20 protein-coding genes and 1 tRNA gene are annotated in these 21,381 nt (G+C 64.0%); 5 read left to right on the top strand and 16 right to left on the bottom strand.

The window, feature by feature from the left end; all coding sequences use genetic code 11:
• Positions 1-6: 6 nt before the first annotated feature.
• Positions 7-738, bottom strand: coding sequence for a twin-arginine translocase subunit TatC (tatC, locus tag Q362_RS0103950; protein WP_028317625.1), 732 nt, complete (start codon positions 736-738; stop codon positions 7-9).
• Between the two features lie 192 nt (positions 739-930).
• Here tatC and serS point away from each other — a divergent pair, with 192 nt between their 5' ends.
• Positions 931-2,202 (top strand): serine--tRNA ligase, encoded by a 1,272-nt coding sequence (serS, locus tag Q362_RS0103945; protein WP_028317624.1) that lies wholly within the window; start codon positions 931-933, stop codon positions 2,200-2,202.
• 59 nt (positions 2,203-2,261) lie between these two features.
• On the opposite strand, the gene Q362_RS0103940 is transcribed toward serS, so the two are convergent.
• Positions 2,262-3,209: a D-alanine--D-alanine ligase family protein gene (locus Q362_RS0103940; protein WP_028317623.1), complete on the bottom strand. Its 948-nt coding sequence runs from the start codon at positions 3,207-3,209 to the stop codon at positions 2,262-2,264.
• 39 nt (positions 3,210-3,248) lie between these two features.
• Between Q362_RS0103940 and Q362_RS23430 the strand changes: the two genes are divergently transcribed.
• Positions 3,249-3,410 (top strand): hypothetical protein, encoded by a 162-nt coding sequence (locus Q362_RS23430; RefSeq protein WP_157469864.1) that lies wholly within the window; start codon positions 3,249-3,251, stop codon positions 3,408-3,410.
• A gap of 90 nt (positions 3,411-3,500) precedes the next feature.
• Positions 3,501-3,692, top strand: coding sequence for a 30S ribosomal protein S21 (gene rpsU, locus Q362_RS0103930; RefSeq protein WP_342670225.1), 192 nt, complete (start codon positions 3,501-3,503; stop codon positions 3,690-3,692).
• Here the strand turns inward: rpsU and Q362_RS23425 are convergent.
• On the bottom strand, positions 3,667-3,804 hold the full coding sequence (locus Q362_RS23425; protein ID WP_157469862.1) for a hypothetical protein: 138 nt from the start codon (positions 3,802-3,804) through the stop codon (positions 3,667-3,669). The two genes, rpsU and Q362_RS23425, sit on opposite strands and share 26 nt — an antisense overlap.
• An 18-nt stretch (positions 3,805-3,822) precedes the next feature.
• Here Q362_RS23425 and xerD point away from each other — a divergent pair, with 18 nt between their 5' ends.
• A complete protein-coding gene (gene xerD, locus Q362_RS0103925; RefSeq protein WP_281172867.1) occupies positions 3,823-4,659 on the top strand; it encodes a site-specific tyrosine recombinase XerD in 837 nt (278 codons plus the stop codon).
• Here the strand turns inward: xerD and Q362_RS21985 are convergent.
• The 13 genes from Q362_RS21985 to Q362_RS0103860 form a co-directional block, all read right to left on the bottom strand.
• A complete protein-coding gene (locus Q362_RS21985) occupies positions 4,656-6,806 on the bottom strand; it encodes an ATP-binding protein (RefSeq protein WP_028317620.1) in 2,151 nt (716 codons plus the stop codon). The genes xerD and Q362_RS21985 overlap by 4 nt on opposite strands.
• 96 nt (positions 6,807-6,902) lie before the next feature.
• Positions 6,903-7,676 carry an MBL fold metallo-hydrolase gene (locus tag Q362_RS0103915; protein ID WP_028317619.1) on the bottom strand — a complete coding sequence of 258 codons (774 nt, stop codon included), beginning with the start codon at positions 7,674-7,676 and terminating at the stop codon, positions 6,903-6,905.
• Entirely contained in the window at positions 7,673-8,167 is a 495-nt protein-coding gene (dut, locus tag Q362_RS0103910; RefSeq protein WP_028317618.1) for a dUTP diphosphatase, read from the bottom strand. The genes Q362_RS0103915 and dut overlap by 4 nt, the downstream gene beginning before the upstream one ends.
• Before the next feature lie 104 nt (positions 8,168-8,271).
• Positions 8,272-10,359, bottom strand: coding sequence for a polyribonucleotide nucleotidyltransferase (gene pnp / locus Q362_RS0103905; protein WP_028317617.1), 2,088 nt, complete (start codon positions 10,357-10,359; stop codon positions 8,272-8,274).
• A gap of 225 nt (positions 10,360-10,584) precedes the next feature.
• Positions 10,585-10,854, bottom strand: a complete 270-nt coding sequence (gene rpsO, locus Q362_RS0103900; protein WP_028317616.1) for a 30S ribosomal protein S15 — start codon at positions 10,852-10,854, stop codon at positions 10,585-10,587.
• Positions 10,855-10,992: 138 nt separating this feature from the next.
• Positions 10,993-11,784, bottom strand: coding sequence for a tRNA pseudouridine(55) synthase TruB (truB, locus tag Q362_RS19000; protein WP_245590151.1), 792 nt, complete (start codon positions 11,782-11,784; stop codon positions 10,993-10,995).
• Between the two features lie 2 nt (positions 11,785-11,786).
• A complete protein-coding gene (locus tag Q362_RS0103890) occupies positions 11,787-12,779 on the bottom strand; it encodes a DHH family phosphoesterase (protein WP_028317615.1) in 993 nt (330 codons plus the stop codon).
• Positions 12,766-13,161 (bottom strand): 30S ribosome-binding factor RbfA, encoded by a 396-nt coding sequence (rbfA, locus tag Q362_RS0103885; RefSeq protein WP_169737357.1) that lies wholly within the window; start codon positions 13,159-13,161, stop codon positions 12,766-12,768. The genes Q362_RS0103890 and rbfA overlap by 14 nt, the downstream gene beginning before the upstream one ends.
• Before the next feature lie 17 nt (positions 13,162-13,178).
• Positions 13,179-15,899: a translation initiation factor IF-2 gene (gene infB, locus Q362_RS0103880; protein ID WP_028317613.1), complete on the bottom strand. Its 2,721-nt coding sequence runs from the start codon at positions 15,897-15,899 to the stop codon at positions 13,179-13,181.
• 36 nt (positions 15,900-15,935) lie between these two features.
• Positions 15,936-16,142 carry a YlxR family protein gene (locus tag Q362_RS24960; protein ID WP_051553610.1) on the bottom strand — a complete coding sequence of 69 codons (207 nt, stop codon included), beginning with the start codon at positions 16,140-16,142 and terminating at the stop codon, positions 15,936-15,938.
• Positions 16,142-17,485, bottom strand: coding sequence for a transcription termination factor NusA (nusA, locus tag Q362_RS18990; protein WP_035215515.1), 1,344 nt, complete (start codon positions 17,483-17,485; stop codon positions 16,142-16,144). The genes Q362_RS24960 and nusA overlap by 1 nt, the downstream gene beginning before the upstream one ends.
• A gap of 43 nt (positions 17,486-17,528) precedes the next feature.
• Positions 17,529-17,969, bottom strand: coding sequence for a ribosome maturation factor RimP (locus Q362_RS0103865; protein WP_245590150.1), 441 nt, complete (start codon positions 17,967-17,969; stop codon positions 17,529-17,531).
• Between the two features lie 342 nt (positions 17,970-18,311).
• Positions 18,312-18,387 (bottom strand) — tRNA-Gly (locus Q362_RS0103860).
• Positions 18,388-18,647: 260 nt separating this feature from the next.
• Between Q362_RS0103860 and Q362_RS0103855 the strand changes: the two genes are divergently transcribed.
• Positions 18,648-21,335, top strand: coding sequence for a CBS domain-containing protein (locus Q362_RS0103855; RefSeq protein WP_028317611.1), 2,688 nt, complete (start codon positions 18,648-18,650; stop codon positions 21,333-21,335).
• The last annotated feature ends 46 nt before the right edge of the window (positions 21,336-21,381 follow it).

Genomic DNA, 21,381 nt, shown 5'->3' with positions numbered 1-21,381 from the left:
GGCGGCTCAGGCGTCCGGAGGGACGCTCTCTTCCCTGCGCTTGTCGAGCCCCATCAGCCTGATCAGCAGAATACCCGACTCGTAGAGCAGATAGAGCGGCACGCCCATCAGCGCCATATTGAGAACATCCGGGGTCGGGGTCAGGACAGCGGCCAGAATGGCGATCGCCAGCACCGCGTACCGCCTGTTCCTCTCGTAGGCTTTCCGGGAGATGACCCCGACCTGCGCACTGAAGACCATGAAGACCGGCAGTTCGAAAATCACCCCGAAACCGAACAGAAACAGGGTTACGAAGGTGACGAAGCGATCCACCGAGATCACAGCCCGCAGCTCTTCGGACTGAAAGCTCAGCAGGAAATTGATGCCGAACGGCAGGGTGACCAGGGCGCAGAAAACCGTGCCGATATAGAAGAGCACGCAGGTGGCCACCACAAACCAGGTCAATTTTCTGCCGGTCACCCCGAAGGGCTTGCCCATCGCCTTCCACAGCACGAACATGCACAGCGGCATGAGCAGGTAGAGCGCGCCGAAAAAGGCCAGATTGACATGGGCGAGAAAGGGTGCGGCCACGGAAAAGAAGTAGAGCTTCTCACCGAGATGATCCTGCAATCCGGTCAGCAGCCGGCTGGAGGCGAAAAAAAGGGCAAGGGTGGTGCCCGCCACCGTCAGAGCGAGCACTTTCAGAAATCCGCGCAGCTCATGCAGAAAAATGGCCAGGGATTTCAGGGAAAGGGTCATGGCGCGCAGGCAACGAACAGGTTGAGGACACGAGACGGAAACGGCAAAAGGGTAGCAAAACGGAAGGAGAATAGCAATTGATTACCCGTTGCGTTTCGCCGGACGCCGTGATAAAAGCCGTTCACACCGGCAGACGGCCGCAGATCACGGCGCCCGTCTGTGCCTCCCTGGCCATTACCCGCTCACACCGTCATGCTTGAATTACGCTTTGTCCGGGAAAACCTGGAACTGGTCCGCCAGAAAAGTTTGCTCCGCGGCGTCGATCCGCAGCTCATCGACCGGTTCGCCGCCACCGACCAAAAGAGACTCGCGACGATCGCCGAGGTCGAGGCCCTGAAAAACCGCCGCAACACGGTCTCGAAGACCATCGCCTCGCTCAAGCAGTCGGGCGACAACGGGCTGGCCGAACCGCTGATCAAGGAAATGCGCCAAGTCTCCGACCGAATCAAGGAACTGGACACGGAGCTGGCGGACATCGAGCACGAGCTGCAGGACGTGATCATGGCCATCCCCAATCTCTGCGACGATTCCGTGCCCGCGGGGGGGGGCGAGCAGGACAACGTCGAGATCAAGCGATGGGGCGCAATTCCGGCCTTTTCCTTTCAGCCCCGCCCCCACTGGGAGATCGGCGAGCAACTCGGCATCCTCGATTTCGAAACCGCCTCCCGGCTGGCCGGCGCCCGTTTCGCCCTGCTCAAAGGGTTCGGTTCCCGGCTGTCGCGGGCCCTGGTCAATTTCTTCCTCGATCTGCACACCCAGCGGCACGGCTACACCGAGGTGCTGCCCCCGTTCATGGTCAACGCCAAAACCATGACCGGCACCGGCCAACTGCCGAAGTTCAAGGAAGACCTGTTCAAGGTGGAAGGCTGGGATTTGTGGCTGATTCCCACCGCCGAGGTGCCGGTCACCAACATGTACGCCGAGACGACCATCGACGAGGCCGACCTGCCGCTCAAACACACCGCCTACACCCCCTGCTTCCGTTCGGAGGCCGGCTCCTACGGCAAGGACACCCGGGGGCTGATCCGGCAGCATCAATTCGAGAAGGTGGAACTGGTCAAGTTCACCACGCCGGAAGCCTCCTGGGATGAACTGGAGACGCTGCTGGCCGACGCCGAGGCCGCCCTGCAACTGTTGGAGCTGCCCTACCGGGTGATTACTCTGTGCACCGGTGACCTGGGCTTCTCCGCAGCCAAAACCTACGACATCGAGGTCTGGCTGCCGGGACAGAACTGCTACCGCGAAATCTCTTCCTGTTCCAATTTCCTCGACTTCCAGGCCCGCCGGGCCGGCATCCGTTATCGGCCCAAGGGCGAGAAAAAGAGCCGTCTGGTCCATACCCTCAACGGCTCCGGACTGGCCGTGGGCCGGACCCTGCTGGCCATTCTCGAGAATTACCAGCAGGCCGACGGCACGGTGCGGCTGCCTGGGGCGCTGGAACCCTATTTCCAGACCCGCTTCTGACCGGTGGCGCCGGGACGATTCCCGGCGCGCAGCCGACATTTCCTCTTTCTTCGTTCTTTTTATTCCAGCAGACTGGCCGGTTTTTCCAAAGCAAGCCCGATCAGACGATCCAGCAGGGCGCTAAAGGGATAGCCCACCGCCGCCGCGGCCTGGGGCAGGAGACTGGTGGGGGTCATACCCGGAATGGTGTTAGTCTCCAGCAGATACAATTCATCTCCGGCCAGGATCATGTCCGTGCGGCTGTAGCCGCGCAGTTGCAGGCAGCGATGGGCCCGCACCGCATAGTCCTGCGCCTTGTGCCGCACCGCGTCGCTCACCTCGGCCGGGCAAATCTCCCGGCTGGCCCCCGGCTGATACTTGGCCTCGTAATCGAAGAACTCGTAGCGGGTATCGGGGATGATCTCGATCAGGGGCAGGGCCTCGGGATGGTCGTTGCCGAGCACGCCGGCCGTCAGCTCGCGCCCCTTGATGTACTGCTCGACCATGACCTCGCTGTCGTGCCGCAGGGCCAGCCGCAGGGCCTCGGGGAGTTTGCCGGGCTCCCGCACGATCGACATGCCGATGGACGATCCCTGCCGCACCGGCTTGACCACACAGGGCAGGCCGACCTCGGCGAGGATCCGGCCGGTGTCCCGCAGGTCGTGTGGCTCGACCATGATCCAGGGGGCCACCGGCAGGCCGTTCAGGCGGTACATGGTCTTGGCCAGGTTCTTGTCCATGGCCAAGGCGCTGCCCAGCACCCCGGCTCCCTGGTAGGGGATGCCGAGCAGATCGAGAAACCCCTGAATGGTGCCGTCCTCGCCGTTCACCCCGTGCAGCAGGAGAAAGGCGACATCGATGGTGGCGGCATCGTTCGCGATCCGGGCCAGATCGGTGGCGGGATCGTAGCGGACCACCTCGTACCTGTCCGGATCGAGCGCCTGCGCCACCCCCGCCGCGCCCCGCAGCGAGACCTCGCGTTCGTCAGATGTGCCCCCGGCAATCAATGCCAATCGAATCTTCGCCATGGTCGGCCTCCCGTTGCATGAACATGATGCGCAGCCCCGATGCGCTGCCGCCGCCATGTTACCATCACTCCCGAGAAAAACAATCAAAAGGGGGACGGCCAGAAAACGGTCCGGGAAATGCCCGAAAAACATGCGGGGGCCGGTGGCCTCCGTGCCGCCGTCGTGCCGGAAAACTACCTGCAATTCCATTATTTGATTTGACACAACCGCGAAAAACAGCTAGGCTGTTTGTTTCAAACCCCACCCTTACCAACGGCGAAAGCCAACCACCAAAGGAAGTGATGCGACATGATCGAAGTAGATGTCAGAGGTGACCTTGAATACGCGATCAGACAGTTGAAGAAAAAACTGCAGATCGACGGTATCAAACGTGAGCTGAAACGGCGGGAATACTACGAAAAGCCCAGTGTCAAAAAACGCCGCAAAGCAGCGGAAGCCCTGCGCAAACTTCGCAAGTTCAACCGGTTGAGAAACCGGGTTTGAGCAACGCGCCCCAACGGTCAGCCGTTGGGGCGTTTGTTTTTCCTCCTTTCTTTTTCACACGCCCCTGCACGCCACCGCCCTTGTCGACCACCTGCCGGATTTCCTGCGTCATCTGACCATCCAGAGGCGCTTGGCCAAGAATACCGTTGCCGCCTACGGGGCCGATCTGCGCGCCTTCTTCCGCTTTCTCGCTCGCTCCGCCCCGCTGCTGTCCGAAGAGGTCGGCAGGGAAGAGGTGCAACTGTTTTTCCTCCATTGCCATCAGCGCCGGATCAGCGCCCGTTCCAATGCCCGTCGGCTGGCCGCACTGCGCGCCTTTTTTCTCTTCCTCGAAAAACGGGGCGTGCTGACCGGCAATCCCCTGGCCGAAATCGACGGCCCCAAAATCGGTCGCAGCCTGCCCAAGGTGTTGACCGTCGCCGAAGTCGACACCCTGCTGCGGCCGCCGGCACAGCCCTCTCCCCTGGCGCTGCGCAACTCCGCCATGCTCCATCTTCTCTACGCCTCGGGGCTGCGGGTGTCGGAACTGGTCAGCCTGCCTGTGAGCGGCTGCAATCTGAACAGCGGCCATCTCCGCATCCTGGGCAAGGGCAACAAGGAACGGGTCGTGCCCTTCTCGGCGACAGCCGGCGAGCGGGTGCGCGAGTATCTCGAACGGGGCCGGCCGCTCCTGCTCAAGGGCAGGCCGAGCCCGATGCTGTTCTGCTCCAACCGGGGCACGGCCATGACCCGCACCCGCTTCTGGCAGATCATCCGGCAGGCAGCCCTGGCGGCCGGGATCACCAAGGAGATCAGTCCGCACATGCTCCGCCACTCCTTCGCCACCCATCTGCTCGCCGGCGGCGCCGACCTGCGCTCCGTCCAGATGATGCTCGGCCATACCGACATCGCCACCACCCAGATCTATACCCATGTGGACGGCGACCGCCTCAAGGCGGTCCATCGCCGCTTCCATCCCCGCGGCTAGGCCCGTTCCGCCTCCATGCCGGCCGTGGTCGTCACCGCCGGCAAGTCAACCAGAAAGACGGTACGGCCGGGTTCGGATCGGACTTCGATGCCGCCGCCGTGGGCGCGGACGATGCCGTACGAGACCGGCAGGCCGAGCCCGGAGCCTTCGATCGCCGCCTTGGTGGTGAAAAACGGCTCGAAGATCCTGCCGAAATGTTCGGGCGCTATCCCCGGGCCGCTGTCTTCCACGCAGACCACGACCCGTCCGTTGTCCTTGGCCGTCCTGAGGATCAGGACGCCGCCGTGGGCGGCCATGGCATCGGCGGCATTGATGATCAGATTGATGAACACCTGGCGGATCTGGTCCTCGATCGCGTCGATGCACAGGGGATGGCGGTCATAGGCCCGCACCAGGGTGATTTTCTTCTTGTCCAGGAAATTGCGGTGCAGGGTCAGGATCTCCTCCAGCAGCCGGTGGACGTCGAACACCGTCTTCCTGCCGGTGGAGGGCCGGTTGAACTGTTGCAGGTCCCGGATCAGCTTGCGCATGCGGTTGCATTCGTTTCCCGCCAGCCGGAGCAATTCCTGTGCCTCCGCATCGCGATCCAGTCGCCGCTGGACGTCGCGCAGGGCAAAACTGATGCCCAGCAGCGGGTTGCCGAATTCATGCGCGATGGAGGCCGCCAGTTTGCCCACCGCCTCCATCTTCTGGGCGTGGTGCAGTTGCTCGACCAGCTGTTGCTCGCGGGTGATGTCTCGGCCCATGGCCACCACATGGGTCCGGCGCCCATGCCGGTTCAGGATGGGAAAAACGGCCACATCCAGGGTGATGGTTCGCCCCTGCGGGGTTGGGCGAGTCAGGGTGCCTGTCCACGGCTCGCCCTTCTCGATACGCGCCCGCATCTGCTCGGTCTGTTCGCCGAAGTTGAGCCCGGCCAGACAGTCGAGCGCCTGTTTTCCCTTGACCTCGGCCCCGTCACATCCCAGCGCCTGTTCCAAGCTGGCATTGACGTACTCGATCCCGCCTTCCGCATTGGCGATCAGAATCAGCGCCGGCGCCTGGCGGATCACCTTGGTGAACAGCAGCTTTTCCTGTTCCAGTTGCTGCTGGCGACTGATGTCGGCATAAAAGACCACGGCACCCGTGCACCGGCCGTGCTCGAAAACCGGATAGGAGCGCAGATTGACCAGGAGCGACGAGCCGTCGGGCAGACAGAGGGGCATTTCATCGGCGAGCAGGGCCTTGCCCTCGGCAATGGTGGCCCAGATCAACCCGCTCAGCACCTGCGAATGAATCGCCGCCGACTCACCGGCGGCAAGCAGCGTCAGAATATCCTGGCCGATGATCCGGCACGGATCCGTTTCGGAAAAATGCTCCAGTCCCGCCCGGTTGATGAAGGTGCACCGGCCCTCCGTGTCCACGCCCAGGACGACCTCCTCGGTGGCATCCAAAAACAGGCGCAGACTCTCCCCCTGGGTTTCCAGGTCGACCAGGGCCCTGCGCCCGCTCGCACAGAGAAAATTGAACGCTGCCGCCACCTGATCGAGTTCGTCGGGACTGCCGGCAGCGGGCCGGTCCAGCTTGAGCGGCGCAGGCTGACCGTGTTTGAGGTCGATGTTCTCGGCATAGCTGGCCAAATGAGTCAGGTGCCGGGTCAGTTTATCCCGAAACAGGAGGAGGATGAAGCCGGAGACGAGAAAGGTCTTGACCGCGTTGCTGGCCAGGAGCACGATGATCCGCTGGGTCAGGCGCTGATTGATCCCCTCGAAGGAGGCGGTGACCCGGAGCTGCCCGATCTCCTCGAAGCGACCCCGGACCTGGTGGCGCAGCGGAAAAACATGGGTGACGCTGTTGGTGAGGCTGGGCTTGCCCCTGGACCAGGCGATCTGACCATCCATTTCCACCGCTGCGTGGACAATATCCTCGCGTCTGATCAAGCCCTCGAGTTGCAAGTTGACCTGCAACTCGTCGAGGATCCACACGCTCTCCTCGAGTGGGCGCAGGCTGCTTTCCTCGATGACATTGAAAAAAGCATAAATTCCACCAACATCGCGTCGATAATCGAGATACAGCTGAAGAGCGGTGGCCAGGCAGGCCACCATGCTGCTGAACAGGATCACCTGAAAGGTCAAGCGATAGGCTATGCTGCGCTTCTTCCAGTGCATCAACACCGCGCCCTCGTCAAAGAGGCTCCGTTCGTCCGGGGCGCCGTCTCCACCGATACCCGCATCCGGAAACCGGCTCGTTCGGCGGAAGCAGGCTCATGGCTCTATCTCCAGCAGCGGGCTCGCCTGCCCCTGCCCGGCCAGCAGCAACCGCACCGCTTCCTCGCCCGGCAGCCGCTGGCTCGCTTCCCGCAACACCAGATCGGGGTAGTTGTTGATTTCGCTCAGGTGGGCCAGCACCAAGAGCCGCAGGCAGCCACCGGCCAGGTCGGCGGCGAGGTCGAGGGAATCGGGATTGGCCAGGTGGCCCCGGCTGGAGAGCACCCGCTGTTGCAGCGGCAGGGGGTAGGGCCCTTCCTTCAGCATTTCGACATCGTGGTTGGCCTCCAGGACCAGGGCCTGGCAGGTGCGCAGCCGGTGGCGGATCAACCGGGTGATGGTGCCGGTATCGGTGCAGTACCCCAGGCTGAGATTGCCGTCGTCGAGCACGAATCCCACCGGGTCGGCGGCGTCGTGGGACACGGCAAAGGGATGGATGTGCAGCCCTTCGATCACAAAGGCTTCGCCGACGCCGAACTCCTGCCGCAGCGGCAGATGGCCCGCCCTGGCCTCCGCCGCCCGGTGGGTCGCCTCGTTGGCATAGACCGGCAGCTTGAGCCGGCGAGCCAGCACCCCCACCCCCTTGACATGGTCGTCGTGCTCATGGGTCAGGATGAGCGCGGTCAGGCTCTCCGGAGCGATGCCCAGTGCCCGCAGGCGGGTGATGATTTCCTTGCCCGAGAAGCCGTTGTCGATGAGCACCCGGGTCGATCCGGTCTCCACCAGGGTGCAGTTGCCCCTGCTGCCGCTGCCGAGAACCGAGAATCTCACGATGCGCTGTCCGATCCGGCAGGCTGCCCGTTCCCGCGCAGGCCGGTATGGCCGAAACCGCCGCTGCCGCGTTCGGTGGGCGCCAGTTCCGCCACCACCCGCAGCTCCGCCCGGACCACCGGCGCCAGCACCAGTTGGGCGATGCGGTCGCCCCGCCTGATGGTGTACGGCACCCGGCCCAGATTGACCAGGGCGATTTTGACCTCGCCCCGGTAATCGGCATCGATGGTCCCCGGCGCGTTGATCACGGTGATGCCGTGTTTGACTGCCAGCCCGGACCGGGGCCGGACCTGGATCTCATAGCCTGGAGGAATGGCCACGGCAAAGCCGCAGGAAATCAGGCCGATTTCGCCCGGCTCCAGTACAAGGGGCTCGGTCAGGGCCGCCTCCACATCCATGCCCGCCGCCAGCGCGGTGGCGTAGGCCGGTACTGCCAGCCCCGCGGCCTGCTCCGGATGCAGCCAGGTCAGGGCAACGGTTTTCGTCTCCATTGGTGTCCATCGTCCATCGTGTTGAAGCTGATACAACAAAAAAAGCCGGCGACCGCACAGGCGGCTACCGGCTTCATGGGGCGGTGCTGCATCGCAGCGGACAATTATGCCTCGCCGTCGGCCAGAGCCGCCTTGCGGCTCAACCGGATCCGCCCCCGGTTGTCGATGTCGATCACCTTGACCTTGATCACATCGCCTTCCTTGACCACGTCGGTGACGTTCTTCACCCGTTCGTTGGCCAGCTCGGAGATATGGACCATGCCATCGGTGCCGGGAAGGATCTGGACAAAGGCGCCGAACTCCTTGATGGTACGGACCTCGCCCTCGTAGATCCGGCCGACTTCCGGCACCGCGGTGATCTGTTGGATCCGCTGGACCAGGGCATTGGCCATCTCGCTGCTGTTGCTGAAGATCTTGATGGTGCCGTCGTCCTCGACATCGATCTTGGAGTCGAACTCCATGGTCATCTCGCGGATGATCTTGCCGCCGGGGCCGATGATGTCGCGGATCTTGTCCGGATGGATCTTGATGGTCACATACTTGGGCGCATGCTCGGACACCGCCGCCCGGGGCGAACCGAGAGCCTCCTCCATTTTCGAAAGGATATGAATCCGGCCCTTCTTGGCCTGGGCCAGGGCCTGGGCCATGATCTCCCGGTCGACGCCCTCGATCTTGATGTCCATCTGCAGACCGGTGATGCCTTCGCGGGTGCCGACCACCTTGAAATCCATGTCGCCGAGATGATCCTCGTCGCCGAGGATATCGGTGAGCACCACCACCTGGTTTTCCTCCTTGATCAGTCCCATGGCCACCCCGGAAACCGGGGCCTTGACCGGCACGCCGGCATCCATCAGCGCCAGGCTGCCGCCGCAGACCGTGGCCATGGAGGAGGAACCGTTCGATTCCAGGACCTCGGAAACCACCCGCAGGGTGTAGGGGAAGGTGTCGCCGGCGGGCAGGACCGCCTCGATGCCGCGGCGGGCCAGGGTACCGTGGCCGATGTCGCGGCGGCTCGGACCGCGCAGCGGCCGGACCTCGCCGACGCAGAAGGGCGGGAAGTTGTAATGGAGCATGAACCGCCGGTAGACGTCGCCGCCCAACCCCTCCAGATGCTGCTCGTCGCGCTCGCTCCCCAGGGTGCAGATCACCAGGGCCTGGGTTTCGCCCCGGGTGAACAGGGCCGAGCCGTGGGCCCGGGGCAGAATGCCGACCTCGCAACTGATCGGCCGGACCTCCTCGAAGGAGCGGCCGTCGAGCCGCTGCCCCTTGCTGACGATCCTATCCCGCATCACCCGTTTCTTATAGTCGCTCAGCAGGCCGCTCACCTCGGCGGGCGATTCGTAGAGATCGGGATCGAGCCGGGCCAGCACCTCTTCCTTGAGACGGCTGTATCGTTCGGCGCGGGCGAGTTTCTCGGCCGTGGTCACCACCTCATCCATGCCGGCGGCCGCCAGTGCCTCGACTTTTTCCTTCAAATCGGCATTGACCACCGGTACCGCCACGTCGCGCTTGCCTTTGCCGGCCTGTTGCTGCAACTGCAACTGCGCGTCGATCAACGGCTGAATGCCGGCATGGGCGAAAAAGATCGCCTCGAGGACCACATCCTCCGGCAATTCCCCCGCCTTGCCTTCGACCATGACCACCGCGTTCCGGGTCCCGGCGACCACCAGGTTGATCCGGGAATGCTCCAGTTGGGTCTTGGTGGGATTGAGCACGTACTGACCGTCGACATAGCCCACCCGGGCCGCGCCCACCGGGCCGCCGAAGGGGATGTCGGAGATGAGCAGGGCCGCCGAGGCCCCGTTCATGGCCAGAACATCCGGGTCGAAATCCTGGTCCGCCGAAAAGACGGTGGCGATCAACTGGGTCTCGCAGTCATAGCCGTCGGGAAACAGCGGCCGTAGCGGCCGGTCGATCAACCGGCAGGTCAGCACCTCCTTCTCGCTGGGACGGCCGATCTCCCGGCGGAAATAACTGCCGGGGATGCGGCCGGCGGCGTACATCCGTTCCTGATATTCGATGGTCAGGGGCAGGAAGCCCATGTTCTTCGGTTCGTTTTCGGCCACCACCGTGACCAGGACCTTGGTGTCGCCGCTGGAAACCACCACGGAGCCGTTGGTCTGTTTGGCCATCTTGCCGGTTTCCAGGCCGATGGTCCGGCCGCCGATCTCGGTTGCAACTGTGTGTATCATACCTTCTCCTGTTCCGGTTCTTCCGGAATATACGTTGGAAAAACAATGCAACCGGCCCGGCTCAATGCCGCCACAAAGGCACAAAGGATGCAGCGACAAACCCGCACCCTTGCCCGTTCTCCCTGTGTCCTTTGTGTCTTTATGGCGCTGCCGCTGCCGTGGCGCGGTCGCATGGTGAAAAAACGGACGGCGGCCCCCTATGGCCCGCCGTCCGGAAACGACGTCCTACTTGCGGATGCCAAGCTGCTGGATGAGGGTCCGGTACTTGGCGATATCCTTCTTTTGCAGATATTTGAGCAGATTGCGGCGCTGACCGACCAGCCGCAGCAGGCCGCGGCGGGAATGATGGTCCTTGGCGTGCGTCTTGAAATGCTCGGTGAGATAGAGAATCCGATCGGTCAGGAGGGCGATCTGCACCTCGCAGGAGCCGGTGTCGGTCTCGTGGGTCTTGAATTTTTCGATGAGTTCCTTTTTCTTTTCCGTTGTTTGTGCCATGGGGGGCACCTCCACTTTCCTTCTGCTGCCAGAAAAGCAACTTCCCTCAGCCTCTCTGGAGTCTGGACAGATTGTCCCTGATCCCGGGTCAGAGGGACGACCCCGGGGGACGGTATGAGCTTCTATACTCCACGCCGATCAACCGTGGCAAGTGCAAAAGCACGGTTGCCCGGCAATTTGCAGCACCTCGGCAATGCCGCGCCGCCGGGCGCGCAACAGGTGCAGGCCGTGGTCGGCGAACAGTTCCTCGCCCGGCAGGCAGTCCTCGACGGCGAACCGGCCCGACCGGGTCCGCCGCAGGGCGACGAGATGGGCACCGCAGCCGAGCGCCCGGCCGATGTCGGCCGCCACCACCCGGATGTAGGTTCCCCTGCTGCACTCGATCTCGACGCTCACCTGGGCGGAGACGGCATCGTAGGCCAGCAGTTCGAGACGAAATATCTCCACCGGCTTGGGCGCCTTTTCGATCCGCTCGCCCCGGCGGGCGTAGACATACAGCGGCTTGCCCTTGTGCTTTGCCGCCGAAAAGGGCGGCGGCGCCTGCATCTGTGGCCCGACGTGGCGCCGGAGGCAGGCGGTCAGGACCGCCTCGTCCAACTCCGGCACCGGACTGGTGGCCACGACACTCCCCTCGGGGTCGAGCGTCGTGGTCTCCACGCCCAGCTGGAGCCGGGCCACATAGGTTTTGCGTCCGGCCATGAACTGCTCGATGTGCCGGGTGGCCGCCCGGCCGGCGCAAACGATCAGCAGGCCGGAGGCAAAGGGATCGAGGGTGCCGGCGTGGCCCACCTTCTTGATACCGAGCAGCCGCCGGATCCGGCGGACAACAGCGAAGGAGGTCGGTCCCGCCGGTTTGTCGACCAGAAAGAAGCCCTCGCTCCATTCCGGCTTGTCCTCCCCGGTAACCGCGGCCGCCACGATCATGGCCATTGCTATCCCTGCACCTCTTGCCGGAGCAGTTGCAGTAGGGCGTCGCGCACAGCCTCCATGCCCTGGCCCTTGATCCGGAAGCCGCTGGCGTTGCGATGGCCACCGCCGCCGAACCGGGCCGCGATCAGGGACACATCGCATTTCCCCTTGGCACGAAGGCTGACGGAGACGTGCAGCGGCTCCACCTCCTTGAGGAACACCGCCACCCGCACCGAACTGACCGCCCGGGGCAGGTTGACGAAATATTCGGTATCCTCCATGGTGGTGTAGGTGCGTTCCAGCATCTTCTGGGTCACCCGGATGATGGCGATCCGGTCCCGCTCGTGCATCTCCAGGGTCGCCAGCACCTCCTGCATCAGCCGCAGCCGTCCCAGGGTGTAGTTGTCGTACAGATTGCTGGACACCTGATCCGGCCGCACGCCACGGCGGATCAGATCGCCCGCCACGGCAAAGGTGTGGTTGCTGGTGGATTCGTAGCGGAACGAACCGGTGTCAGTGCTGATCGCCGCATACAGGCACTCGGCCGCCCTGGTCGAGATGTCCGCGCCCAGGGCCATGGCCAGGTCGTAGATCATTTCGCCGGTGGACGAGCGGTGCGGTTCGATCCAGTCGCCGTCGCCGAACCCCTGGTTGCCCCGGTGGTGATCGATCACCATCAGGGGACGGAATCCGGTCAGTTCGGCGTTGTGCCGGCCCAGCCGGTAGGCGTCGCCGCAGTCGAGGCAGAGGGCGAGAAAATCATCCCCGGCCCGGGCGACGAATTCCCGCACCCGAGTCATCTCGGTCTGGATCTGGCCGCAGCCGGGCAGGAAGCGGTAGAGCGGCGAAACCGGCTCCTCCAGATAGCGGAACACCTGCTTGCCCATGCCTTCGAGGATGTCCGCCAGGCCGAGCAGGGAACCCAGCGCATCGCCGTCGGGATTGAAATGGGTGGCCAGGAGGATGTGCCCCTTGTCGCGGACGGCTGCCGTCACGGCTTGTTCAGGACCGGTCATGCTTTCGCTCCTCCTCGATTTGGCGGAACAGGCTGTCGATGCGCGCCGCTTCTTCGTTGACGCTGTCAAAATAAAAAAGCAGATCGGGCGTATAGCGCAGGTTGACCGTCCTGGCCAGGTGGCTGCGGAAAAATCCCTTGGCGCTCCTCATCCCTTTGAGCGCCGGACCGCTCTCCTGGCCGGCCGGAACGGTGAAGTAAATCTTGGCCTGCTTGAGATCGGGCGTCACCACCACCCGCGTGACGAGCACGCCCGCCAGGCGCGGGTCCGCGACCTGCTGCAGGAGGAGCATGGTCAACTCGTTCTTGACCGCCTCGGCCACCCGCTTGGGCCGTGAACTTTCCGGCCGCCCCAGTCCGGGCAGTTTGAAATCGAAATCCATGGACATCGCCCGACCGCCTACTCCAGGGTGGCTTCCACCTCGTCGAGGACAAAGGCCTCCAGGTTGTCGCCGACCTTGATGTCATTGAAGTTCTCGACCCCGATACCGCACTCGAAGCCGGTGAGCACTTCCTTGACGTCGTCCTTGAACCGGCGTAGCGACGCGATCCTGCCGGTATAGACCACCACGCCGTCGCGAAGCACGCGGACCCGGGCATTGCGCTCGATCTTGCCGGCGATGACCGAGCAGCCGGCGATGGTGCCCACCTTGGGCACCTGGAAGGTTTCGCGCACGTCGGCGGTACCGATCACCCGCTCCTCGAAGGTCGGCTCCAGCATGCCCTTCATCGCCTTTTCGATGTCTTCCAGGGCATGGTAGATGACGTCGTAGGAACGGACATCGACCCCTTCCCGCTCGGCCAGCTCCTTCACCTTGACCGTGGGGCGGACATTGAAGCCGATGATGATCGCATCCGAGGCGGCCGCCAGGTGGATGTCGTTTTCGGTGATCGAGCCGGTACCCTCGTGCAGGGAGCGGACCCGGATCGCCTTGGTCGACAGGCTTTCCGCCGCCTGGCCGAAGGCCTGGAGCGTCCCCTGCACGTCGGCGCGGAGGATGACCCGCAACTCCTTGACGTCCTGTTCGGCCATCTTCTCGAAGAGGTTGTCGAGCGACACCTTGGAGGCCGAGGCCAGTTCGGTTTCCCGCGCCTTGAGCTGCCGGGCCGAGGCGACCGACTTGGCCATCTTCTCGTCGGTGAGGACGATGAACTCGTCGCCGGCCTGGGGCACGCCGGAGATGCCCTGCACCTCCACCGGGATGGACGGGCCGGCCTCCTGGACCTGCTCGCCGCGCTCGTTGGTCAGCATCCGCACCTTGCCGCTGTAGATGCCGGCCACGAAATGGTCGCCGGGACGCAGGGTTCCCTCCTGCACCAGGACCGTGGCCACCGGCCCCCGGCCCTTGTGGAGCTGGGCCTCGATGACCGTGCCTTTGGCCCGGCGGCCGGGATCTGCCCGCAATTCGAGGATTTCGGCCTGCAACTGGATCGCTTCCAGCAGTTCCTCGATGCCGATGCCCTTCTTGGCCGATGTCTCGCAATAAATGGTGGTGCCGCCCCAGGCTTCGGGGATGAGGCCGAAATCGCTCAACTCCCGTCGGACCCGCTCGGGATCGGCATTGTCCTTGTCGATCTTGTTGACCGCCACCACGATGGGAACCTCGGCGGCCTTGGAATGGGCGATGGCCTCCTTGGTCTGATCCATGACGCCGTCGTCGGCGGCCACGACCAGGACGACGATGTCCGTGACCTTGGCGCCCCGCGACCGCATTTCGGTGAAGGCGGCATGGCCGGGGGTGTCGACGAAGGTCAGGTCACCCGAGGGGGCCTGCACGTGGTAGGCGCCGATGTGCTGGGTGATGCCACCGGCCTCGCCCGCCACGACGTCGGTCTTGCGGATGGCGTCGAGGATCGAGGTCTTGCCGTGGTCGACATGGCCCATGACCGTGACCACCGGCGGCCGGGGCAGGGCTTCGCCGCCCATTTCGTTTTCCTGCTCCTGCAATGCCTCCAGTTCCAATTCCTCGGTCATGGCCTGCTCGACCTCGTAGCCGAAGTCGGCCGCCACCAGGGCGGCGGTGTCGACATCCAGGGCCTGGTTGAGGGTGGCCAGCACGCCAAGTCGCATCAGGGCGGCGATCACCTCGCTGGCCTTGATGCCCATCCGTCTGGCCAGATCGCCGACGCTGATGGTGGCCACCACCTTGATCCGCCGCTTGATCGCCTTGGTTTCGGCGACCAGCGGCATCAGCATCTCCTTCTTGCCGCCCTCCCTCTTTTTCTTGCCCTTGCGGGGCCGCATGAACTCGAGGTCGCCGTCCGGGGTGAAATCGATCCGGCTCTTCCCCTTCTTCCCCTTGGCTGTCTTTCTGCCGAGCTCCTCCTCGTCCGACTGGATGGCGACCACTCGTTTGGTCTTTTTCTTGCCCTTGTCGCCCCGTCCCGCCTCGTCCTTGGCGACCGGAACCGCCACGGTCGCTTCGCCGGGCATCGGCCGCGCCGACGACCGCACCGGTTTCTTCTGCACCGGTTTCACGCGCTTTTCAGGGACGGGAATCACCACTCGTCCCACCACCTTGGCCAGTTGTTTCGGTTTTCTTGCCTCTTCCCCGGCAACTTCTCCGATCACGGGCGGACGTTCAGGCTCTGTCTCCGACGGGACGGCGGCCTCTTCGGCACTCTCGGTCGCCGTGGCCTCAGATTCGGCGGACGGCGCGCTCTCGGCGGCGGGCGGCGGCTCTTCCGCCTCCGGCTCCGCCTGCGGTTCTTCCGCCTGGGTCGCCGGGAGGGAGGCGTCGTCAGCCGTCGGTTGCACCTCGGCGGACGGCGATTTTTCCTGCAACCGCGCCTCCAGGGCTTGAATCTCGGCTTCCAGGGCGAGCGCCTCGGCCTCTTCCTGCTTCTTGGCCGCTTCCTCCTTATCCGCCTTGGAACGGCGTCGGACAACGGTCCTGGTCTTGGCGGCGGGTTCGGGCCGGTTTTTCAGCTCGATCCGTCCTTTTCCTAGGTCAGAAGACACGCCACCTCCCAGCTTCCTGCGAATATCCGCGGCCACATCGTCGTCAACGCTCGAGCTGGGGCTGGCAATGGCATAGCCCATCGCGATCAGCCTGTCGGCCAGATCCTTGCTCTTGAGTCCAAACTCCTTGGCGAGATCGTAAATACGAACCTTGCTCATCAAACGCTCCCTTCCTCTGTCCCCCGCCCGGCACAATCAATCCGTTTTCCGGATTTTTTTGCTTTTTGCCAACCGTTCACGGCAGGTAGTGTGGTTGCAGCAATATATTCCCCGGCCAGCCAGACCGCCGCACTGGTCAAGGGCCAGCGCGCCTTCGGTGACGACGAACCGCAGCAGCTCGGATTTGGGGGCCTTGCGGCCACAGCCCCGGCAGGTCCGCTGCGGAACATGGCCCCGCCGCATCAGGTCGGCTCGACCTCCGGCGCCCCGGAATCATCGGACGCCTCCTCCTCGGCGGCGGCTGCCGGCGGTGCCGCAGGCGGCTCCGGCGGCTGCACCAGGGCGGCCTTCTCCCGCAGCGCCGTGGCCTTCTCCTCATCCAACCGCGCCAGGGTCATCAACTGTCCGGTCTCGGCCCCGGCCAAGTGCCCGGCCGAGACGATCCCGGCGGCAAACAGGCGGTCGGCCAGCCCTTCGTCCATCCCCTCGACCTCAAGCAGGCTGCGATAATCGCTGTTTTCCAAATTGGCATAGCGGCTCTCGCTCTTGACATCGATCTTCCATCCCAGCAGCCGGGAGGCCAGGCGGACGTTCTGCCCCTGGCGGCCGATGGCCAGCGACAGCTGGTCGTCGGGGACCACCACCAGCATGGCTTTCCTCTCGTCCTCGATGATGACCATCGACACTTCCGCCGGCGCCAGGGCGTTGTACACATACTTGGCCGGATCGGGACTCCAGGGCACGATGTCGATCCGCTCGCCCTGCAGTTCCTGCACCACGTTCTGGACCCGCGAGCCCTTGAGGCCGACGCAGGCGCCCACCGGATCGACATCCGACTCGATGGAGGAAACCGCGATCTTGGCCCGGAATCCGGGCTCCCGGCTGGCGCCCATGATCTTGACGATGCCCTCGGCGATTTCGGGCACCTCCATCTCGAACAGCTTGATCAGAAATTCGTTGCAGGTCCGGCTGAGGATCAGCTGGGCGTCGCGGAACTTGCCGCTTTCCCTGACGTCGCGGCGCACCTCCAGCACATAGGCGCGGATGCGGTCGCCCTGCTTGTACGACCGTTTCGGAATCTGGCCCTCGCGGGGGAGGACGGCGTCGGTGCGGCCCAGATTGATGATCATGTCGCCGCGCTCGAACCGCTGGACAATGCCGTTGACAATGGTCCCCTCGCGGTCGCGGTACATTTCGTAGATGACGTCGCGCTCGGCGTCGCGCATGCGATGGATGATGACCTGTTTGGCCGACTGGGCGGCGATGCGGCCGAGGTCGGCGATGTTGTCCAGCTTTTCGCCGAGATCGTCGTCGATCTCGGCCTCGGGGTCGAGCCGGCGTGCCTCTTCCAGCGAGATCTCGGTTTCCTCGTCGAACACTTCCTCCACCACCGTACGGTACTGGAACACCTCGACTTCACCCAGATCCTCGCTGAACTGCACCTCGATCTCCCGGCGATTGCCAAATTTTTTCCGGACCGCTGAGCGGACGGCCTCCTCGATGGCATCGATCAGCAGGGCGCGATCGATCCCCTTGTCCCGGCAGATCTGATCGACGATTCGTTTGAGATTTTCTGTTGCAACCATGTTTGACTCCAGCTCAGGCAATCGTTTGCATATTCCCGCGGCCTTACAGCGTCAGGCGTGCCTTTGATATATTCTCCATGTCGATGCGAACGGTTTCCCCGTCCAGCGCCAGCAGCACGGCTTCTCCTTCCATGCCATGCAGGGTGCCGACGAGCACCCGCTGCCCGGCGAGGGGTTCCCGCAGCTTGATCCGGGCCAGCCTGCCGGCGAAGCGGGCGAAATCCTCCCGTTTCCTGAGCGGCCGCTCCAGTCCGGGCGAGGAGATTTCAAGGTGGTAGGCGTGGTCGATGAGATCCTCCACCTCGAGATAGGCGCTGATTTCCCTGCTCACCGCGGCGCAATCGTCGATGGTGACGCCACCTTCCCTGTCGATGAACAACCGGAGTACCCAGCCGTGCCCTTCCCGGCGGAACTGGATCTCCACCAGCTCCATGGCCATGTCGGTCAACAGGGGTTCGGCAAACCCCCGGATTGTCGTGAGCAATCGATCCGTCGCGTCTTCCACTGCATGCAACCGTTTTGTTTCAACCGTCCCTGCGGCTGCCGCCGCAGGCATCTCCGTCCTGATGACCGGCCCACGGCTCACCCCATCTCGCCGCTACGCGGGATTCCGGGCGAACAACCCGACCAAGCGGCGCTCCGCCAGCGCCGACGGGGCGATCATGCCTCGCAGCCCGCCTCCTTTTTCCCGTGTCGACATCGGTTTATTGTTCGGGAAAAGGCAATAAAAAAAGCGGGCAGAGCCCACTTTCACATACCCCCGACCTTTCCGGCGGCCGATCCCGGCGGGACCGAGGCGACCGGTGGTGTCGGGTCAACTTCCATCTGGAGCGGGCAACGGGGTTCGAACCCGCGACCCCAAGCTTGGGAAGCTTGTGCTCTGCCAACTGAGCTACACCCGCTCTGCCGTTCTACAGGAAGGACACTAAAATAGAGTATCAACGAACAATTGTCAAGCAGCAACGCACCGCCGCCCAACGATTTTCCCGCCGCCACCGCCGCTGCCGGCGACATCGGTGCCCCTGGGCAAGTCGAAATAAAATCAATGAATTGACACGGGAGCGCCGCAACGGCAGTCGTGCTTCCGGCAACCGCCGTGCCGCCCGAGGACCGGCGCAGGGGTTTTCTTTACAGACATTGGCTTTCGTGTATAATCGGCGCCATGGACATTATCACCACCCATATCGGCGCCGACTTCGACAGCCTGGCCGCCATGGTCGCCGCCAAAAAGCTCTATCCCGACGCCGAGCTGGTCTTTCCGGGCTCGCAGGAAAAATCGGTCCGCGACTATCTGGCCCAGGAGTTCCGCAACATCTACGAATTCAAGAAGGTCAAGCACATCGATCTGACCAGGGTGCAGCGGCTGATCGTGGTCGACACCCGCCAGGCGGGCCGGATCGGCAAGCTGGCCGAATGCCTGGACACCCCCGGCATCGTCGTCCATCTCTACGACCACCACCCCGACGCGCCCGGCGACATGCGCGGCGCCCAGGAAACAGTGGCGCCCTTCGGTTCGACCACCACCATCTTCGCCCGCCTTTTCCAAGAACAGGGGATCGTGCCCAGCCCGGACGAGACCACCCTGATGGCGCTCGGCATCTACGAGGACACCGGCAGCTTCCTCCACTCCTCCACCCGGCCGGAGGACCTGGCCGCCGCCTCGTGGCTGCTCGCCCACGGGGCCAACCTCGACATCGTCACCCAGTTCGTTTCCCGCGAACTCTCCTCGGAGCAGATCAGCCTCATCAGCCAGTTGCAGCAGGAGGCGCAGTCCTACGTCATCCGCGGCGTAACCGTGGTGATCAGCAAGCTGACCATGGCCGACTATGTCGACGATTTCGCGGTGATCGTCCAGCGGCTGATGGTGATGGAGAACATCGACGTGCTCTTTGCCCTGCTCAGCCTGGGCGAACGGACCTATCTCATTGCCCGCAGCCGCATCCCGGAGGTCAACGTCGGCGCCATCGCCCGCGAGTTCGGCGGCGGCGGGCACGCGGCGGCCGCCTCGGCCACCATTCGCGACCTGACCATCGCCGAGGCCGAGGAGCAGCTGGTCGGGCTCATCCATCGCCACATCCGCCCCAAGGCTGTGGCCGGCGAACTGATGAGCTCGCCGGTGATCACCGTCACCCCGGACGTCAGCATCGGCCAGGCCAATCAGTTGATGACCCGCTACAACATCACCGTCCTGCCGGTGGTCCGTGACAACGGCGGCCAGGAAAACGGCGCGCACCCCGCCGGCCTGTTGGGCATGATCTCCCGGATGGTGGCGGAAAAGGCCATTTTCCACAAGCTGGGCAGCCTGCCGGTGGCCGACTACATGACCACCGAGATCGCCACCATCCCGGAAAGCGGAACCCTGGCCGACATCCAGCGGCTGATCGTCGAGAACCGCCAGCGGCTCATCCCGGTGGTCCGGGGCGAGGCCATCGTGGGGGTGATCACCCGCACCGACCTGCTCAGCCTGCTGGTGCACGACCCGGCCCATCTCTCCCCGGACCTGCTCCGGGGCGACGAGCGGCCCTCGGTGGAGCGGACCCGCAACCTGGCCGGCGTCATGACCCAGGTGCTGCCCCGGGACATCATCGTGCTGCTGCGCGAAATCGGCGAAACCGCCGCCACGCTCGGCTGCAACGCCTATGTGGCCGGCGGCTTTGTCCGCGACCTGCTCCTCCACGTCAGGAACACCGACATCGACATCGTCATCGAGGGCGACGGCATCCTCTTCGCCAGGGCCCTGGCCGAACAGCGGCACGGCATGGTCCATCCCCACGAGAAATTCGGCACCGCCACCGTGGTCTTCCCGGACCTGACCCGCATCGACGTGGCCACCGCCCGGCTGGAATACTACGAGCACCCGGCGGCAATGCCCACGGTGGAGCACAGCTCAATCAAGCTCGACCTCTACCGCCGCGACTTCACCATCAACGCCATGGCCATCCACCTCAACCCGCAGCGGTTCGGCACCCTAGTCGACTACTTCAACTGCCAGAACGACCTCAAGGAACGGCGCATCCAGGTGCTGCACAACCTGAGTTTTGTCGAGGACCCGACCCGCATCTTCCGGGCGATCCGCTTCGAGGGCCGGCTCGACTGCACCATCACCCGCCACACCGAGAAGCTGATCAAGAACACGGTGCAGATGAATTTGTTCGACCGGTTCGAGGAGCCGCGCTTTTTCCACGAACTCAAGCTGATCCTCTCCGAGGACGACCCAACCCCGGCCCTGCGGCGGATGGCCTCGTTCAAGCTCTTTCCCTTTCTCTGGCCCGACCTGCGCCCCAATCTCAAGATCGACCGTCGCTTCCGCCATTTTCTCACCCAGGCCGGCCAGGCGATTTCCTGGTTCAAGCTGCTCTATCTGCCCGACAAGCTGGAGACCTGGATGGTGTATCTGCTGGCGATCATGAGCCGGTCGCGCACCAAGGAACTGATCGCCTTCTGCCACCGCTTCGACCTGCCGCCCCGGCAGCGGCGCAAGCTGATCGCACAGAAGACCGAGGCCGAACGGATCGCCCAGGAGATGCAGAAACGCCCCTTTCTCCGGCCCAGCGAAATCTACTGGCTCCTGCACGAACTCGACATCGAGGGGCTGCTCTACCTGATGACCATCGCCCGCAAGCGTTTCATCCAGCAGGCGGTGTCCCTGTACGTCACCACCCTGCGCAAGGCGACCCCCCTGGTGGGCGGCGACGAACTCAAGGCCATGGGCTACATCCCGGGCCCCCAGTTCCGCGCCATCCGCAACCACCTCATCGAAATGCAACTGGACGGCGAGGTCACCAGCCACGATCAGGCCCTGGCCTTCATCCGCGGCGCCTATCCGGTCGACAGCCAGCCGCGGCGCTGACCGGCGCCCTCCTTTTTTCCTCGCTTTTCCCCGGTTTGGCCTTATT

It is taken from the genome of Desulfobulbus elongatus DSM 2908 (assembly GCF_000621145.1).
In the GTDB taxonomy this organism is placed as follows: Bacteria; Desulfobacterota; Desulfobulbia; order Desulfobulbales; family Desulfobulbaceae; genus Desulfobulbus; species Desulfobulbus elongatus.
The sequence above is the reverse complement of the archived record's forward strand: the minus strand, read 5'-3'. Positions and strand labels throughout refer to the sequence as shown.

What these genes read in the sequence shown, in the direction of transcription:
- Q362_RS24960 (WP_051553610.1), bottom strand. Translation starts at nt 16,142, where the DNA reads ATGCGGCGGGGCCATGTTCCGCAGCGGACCTGCCGGGGCTGTGGCCGC.
- pnp (WP_028317617.1), bottom strand. Translation starts at nt 10,359, where the DNA reads ATGATACACACAGTTGCAACCGAGATCGGCGGCCGGACCATCGGCCTG.
- Q362_RS0103940 (WP_028317623.1), bottom strand. Translation starts at nt 3,209, where the DNA reads ATGGCGAAGATTCGATTGGCATTGATTGCCGGGGGCACATCTGACGAA.
- Q362_RS0103855 (WP_028317611.1), top strand. Translation starts at nt 18,648, where the DNA reads ATGGACATTATCACCACCCATATCGGCGCCGACTTCGACAGCCTGGCC.
- rbfA (WP_169737357.1), bottom strand. Translation starts at nt 13,161, where the DNA reads ATGGATTTCGATTTCAAACTGCCCGGACTGGGGCGGCCGGAAAGTTCA.
- Q362_RS21985 (WP_028317620.1), bottom strand. Translation starts at nt 6,806, where the DNA reads ATGCACTGGAAGAAGCGCAGCATAGCCTATCGCTTGACCTTTCAGGTG.
- Q362_RS23425 (WP_157469862.1), bottom strand. Translation starts at nt 3,804, where the DNA reads ATGACGCAGGAAATCCGGCAGGTGGTCGACAAGGGCGGTGGCGTGCAG.
- nusA (WP_035215515.1), bottom strand. Translation starts at nt 17,485, where the DNA reads ATGGTTGCAACAGAAAATCTCAAACGAATCGTCGATCAGATCTGCCGG.
- rpsO (WP_028317616.1), bottom strand. Translation starts at nt 10,854, where the DNA reads ATGGCACAAACAACGGAAAAGAAAAAGGAACTCATCGAAAAATTCAAG.
- Q362_RS23430 (WP_157469864.1), top strand. Translation starts at nt 3,249, where the DNA reads ATGCGCTGCCGCCGCCATGTTACCATCACTCCCGAGAAAAACAATCAA.
- dut (WP_028317618.1), bottom strand. Translation starts at nt 8,167, where the DNA reads ATGGAGACGAAAACCGTTGCCCTGACCTGGCTGCATCCGGAGCAGGCC.
- tatC (WP_028317625.1), bottom strand. Translation starts at nt 738, where the DNA reads ATGACCCTTTCCCTGAAATCCCTGGCCATTTTTCTGCATGAGCTGCGC.
- truB (WP_245590151.1), bottom strand. Translation starts at nt 11,784, where the DNA reads ATGGCCATGATCGTGGCGGCCGCGGTTACCGGGGAGGACAAGCCGGAA.
- Q362_RS0103890 (WP_028317615.1), bottom strand. Translation starts at nt 12,779, where the DNA reads ATGACCGGTCCTGAACAAGCCGTGACGGCAGCCGTCCGCGACAAGGGG.
- serS (WP_028317624.1), top strand. Translation starts at nt 931, where the DNA reads ATGCTTGAATTACGCTTTGTCCGGGAAAACCTGGAACTGGTCCGCCAG.
- infB (WP_028317613.1), bottom strand. Translation starts at nt 15,899, where the DNA reads ATGAGCAAGGTTCGTATTTACGATCTCGCCAAGGAGTTTGGACTCAAG.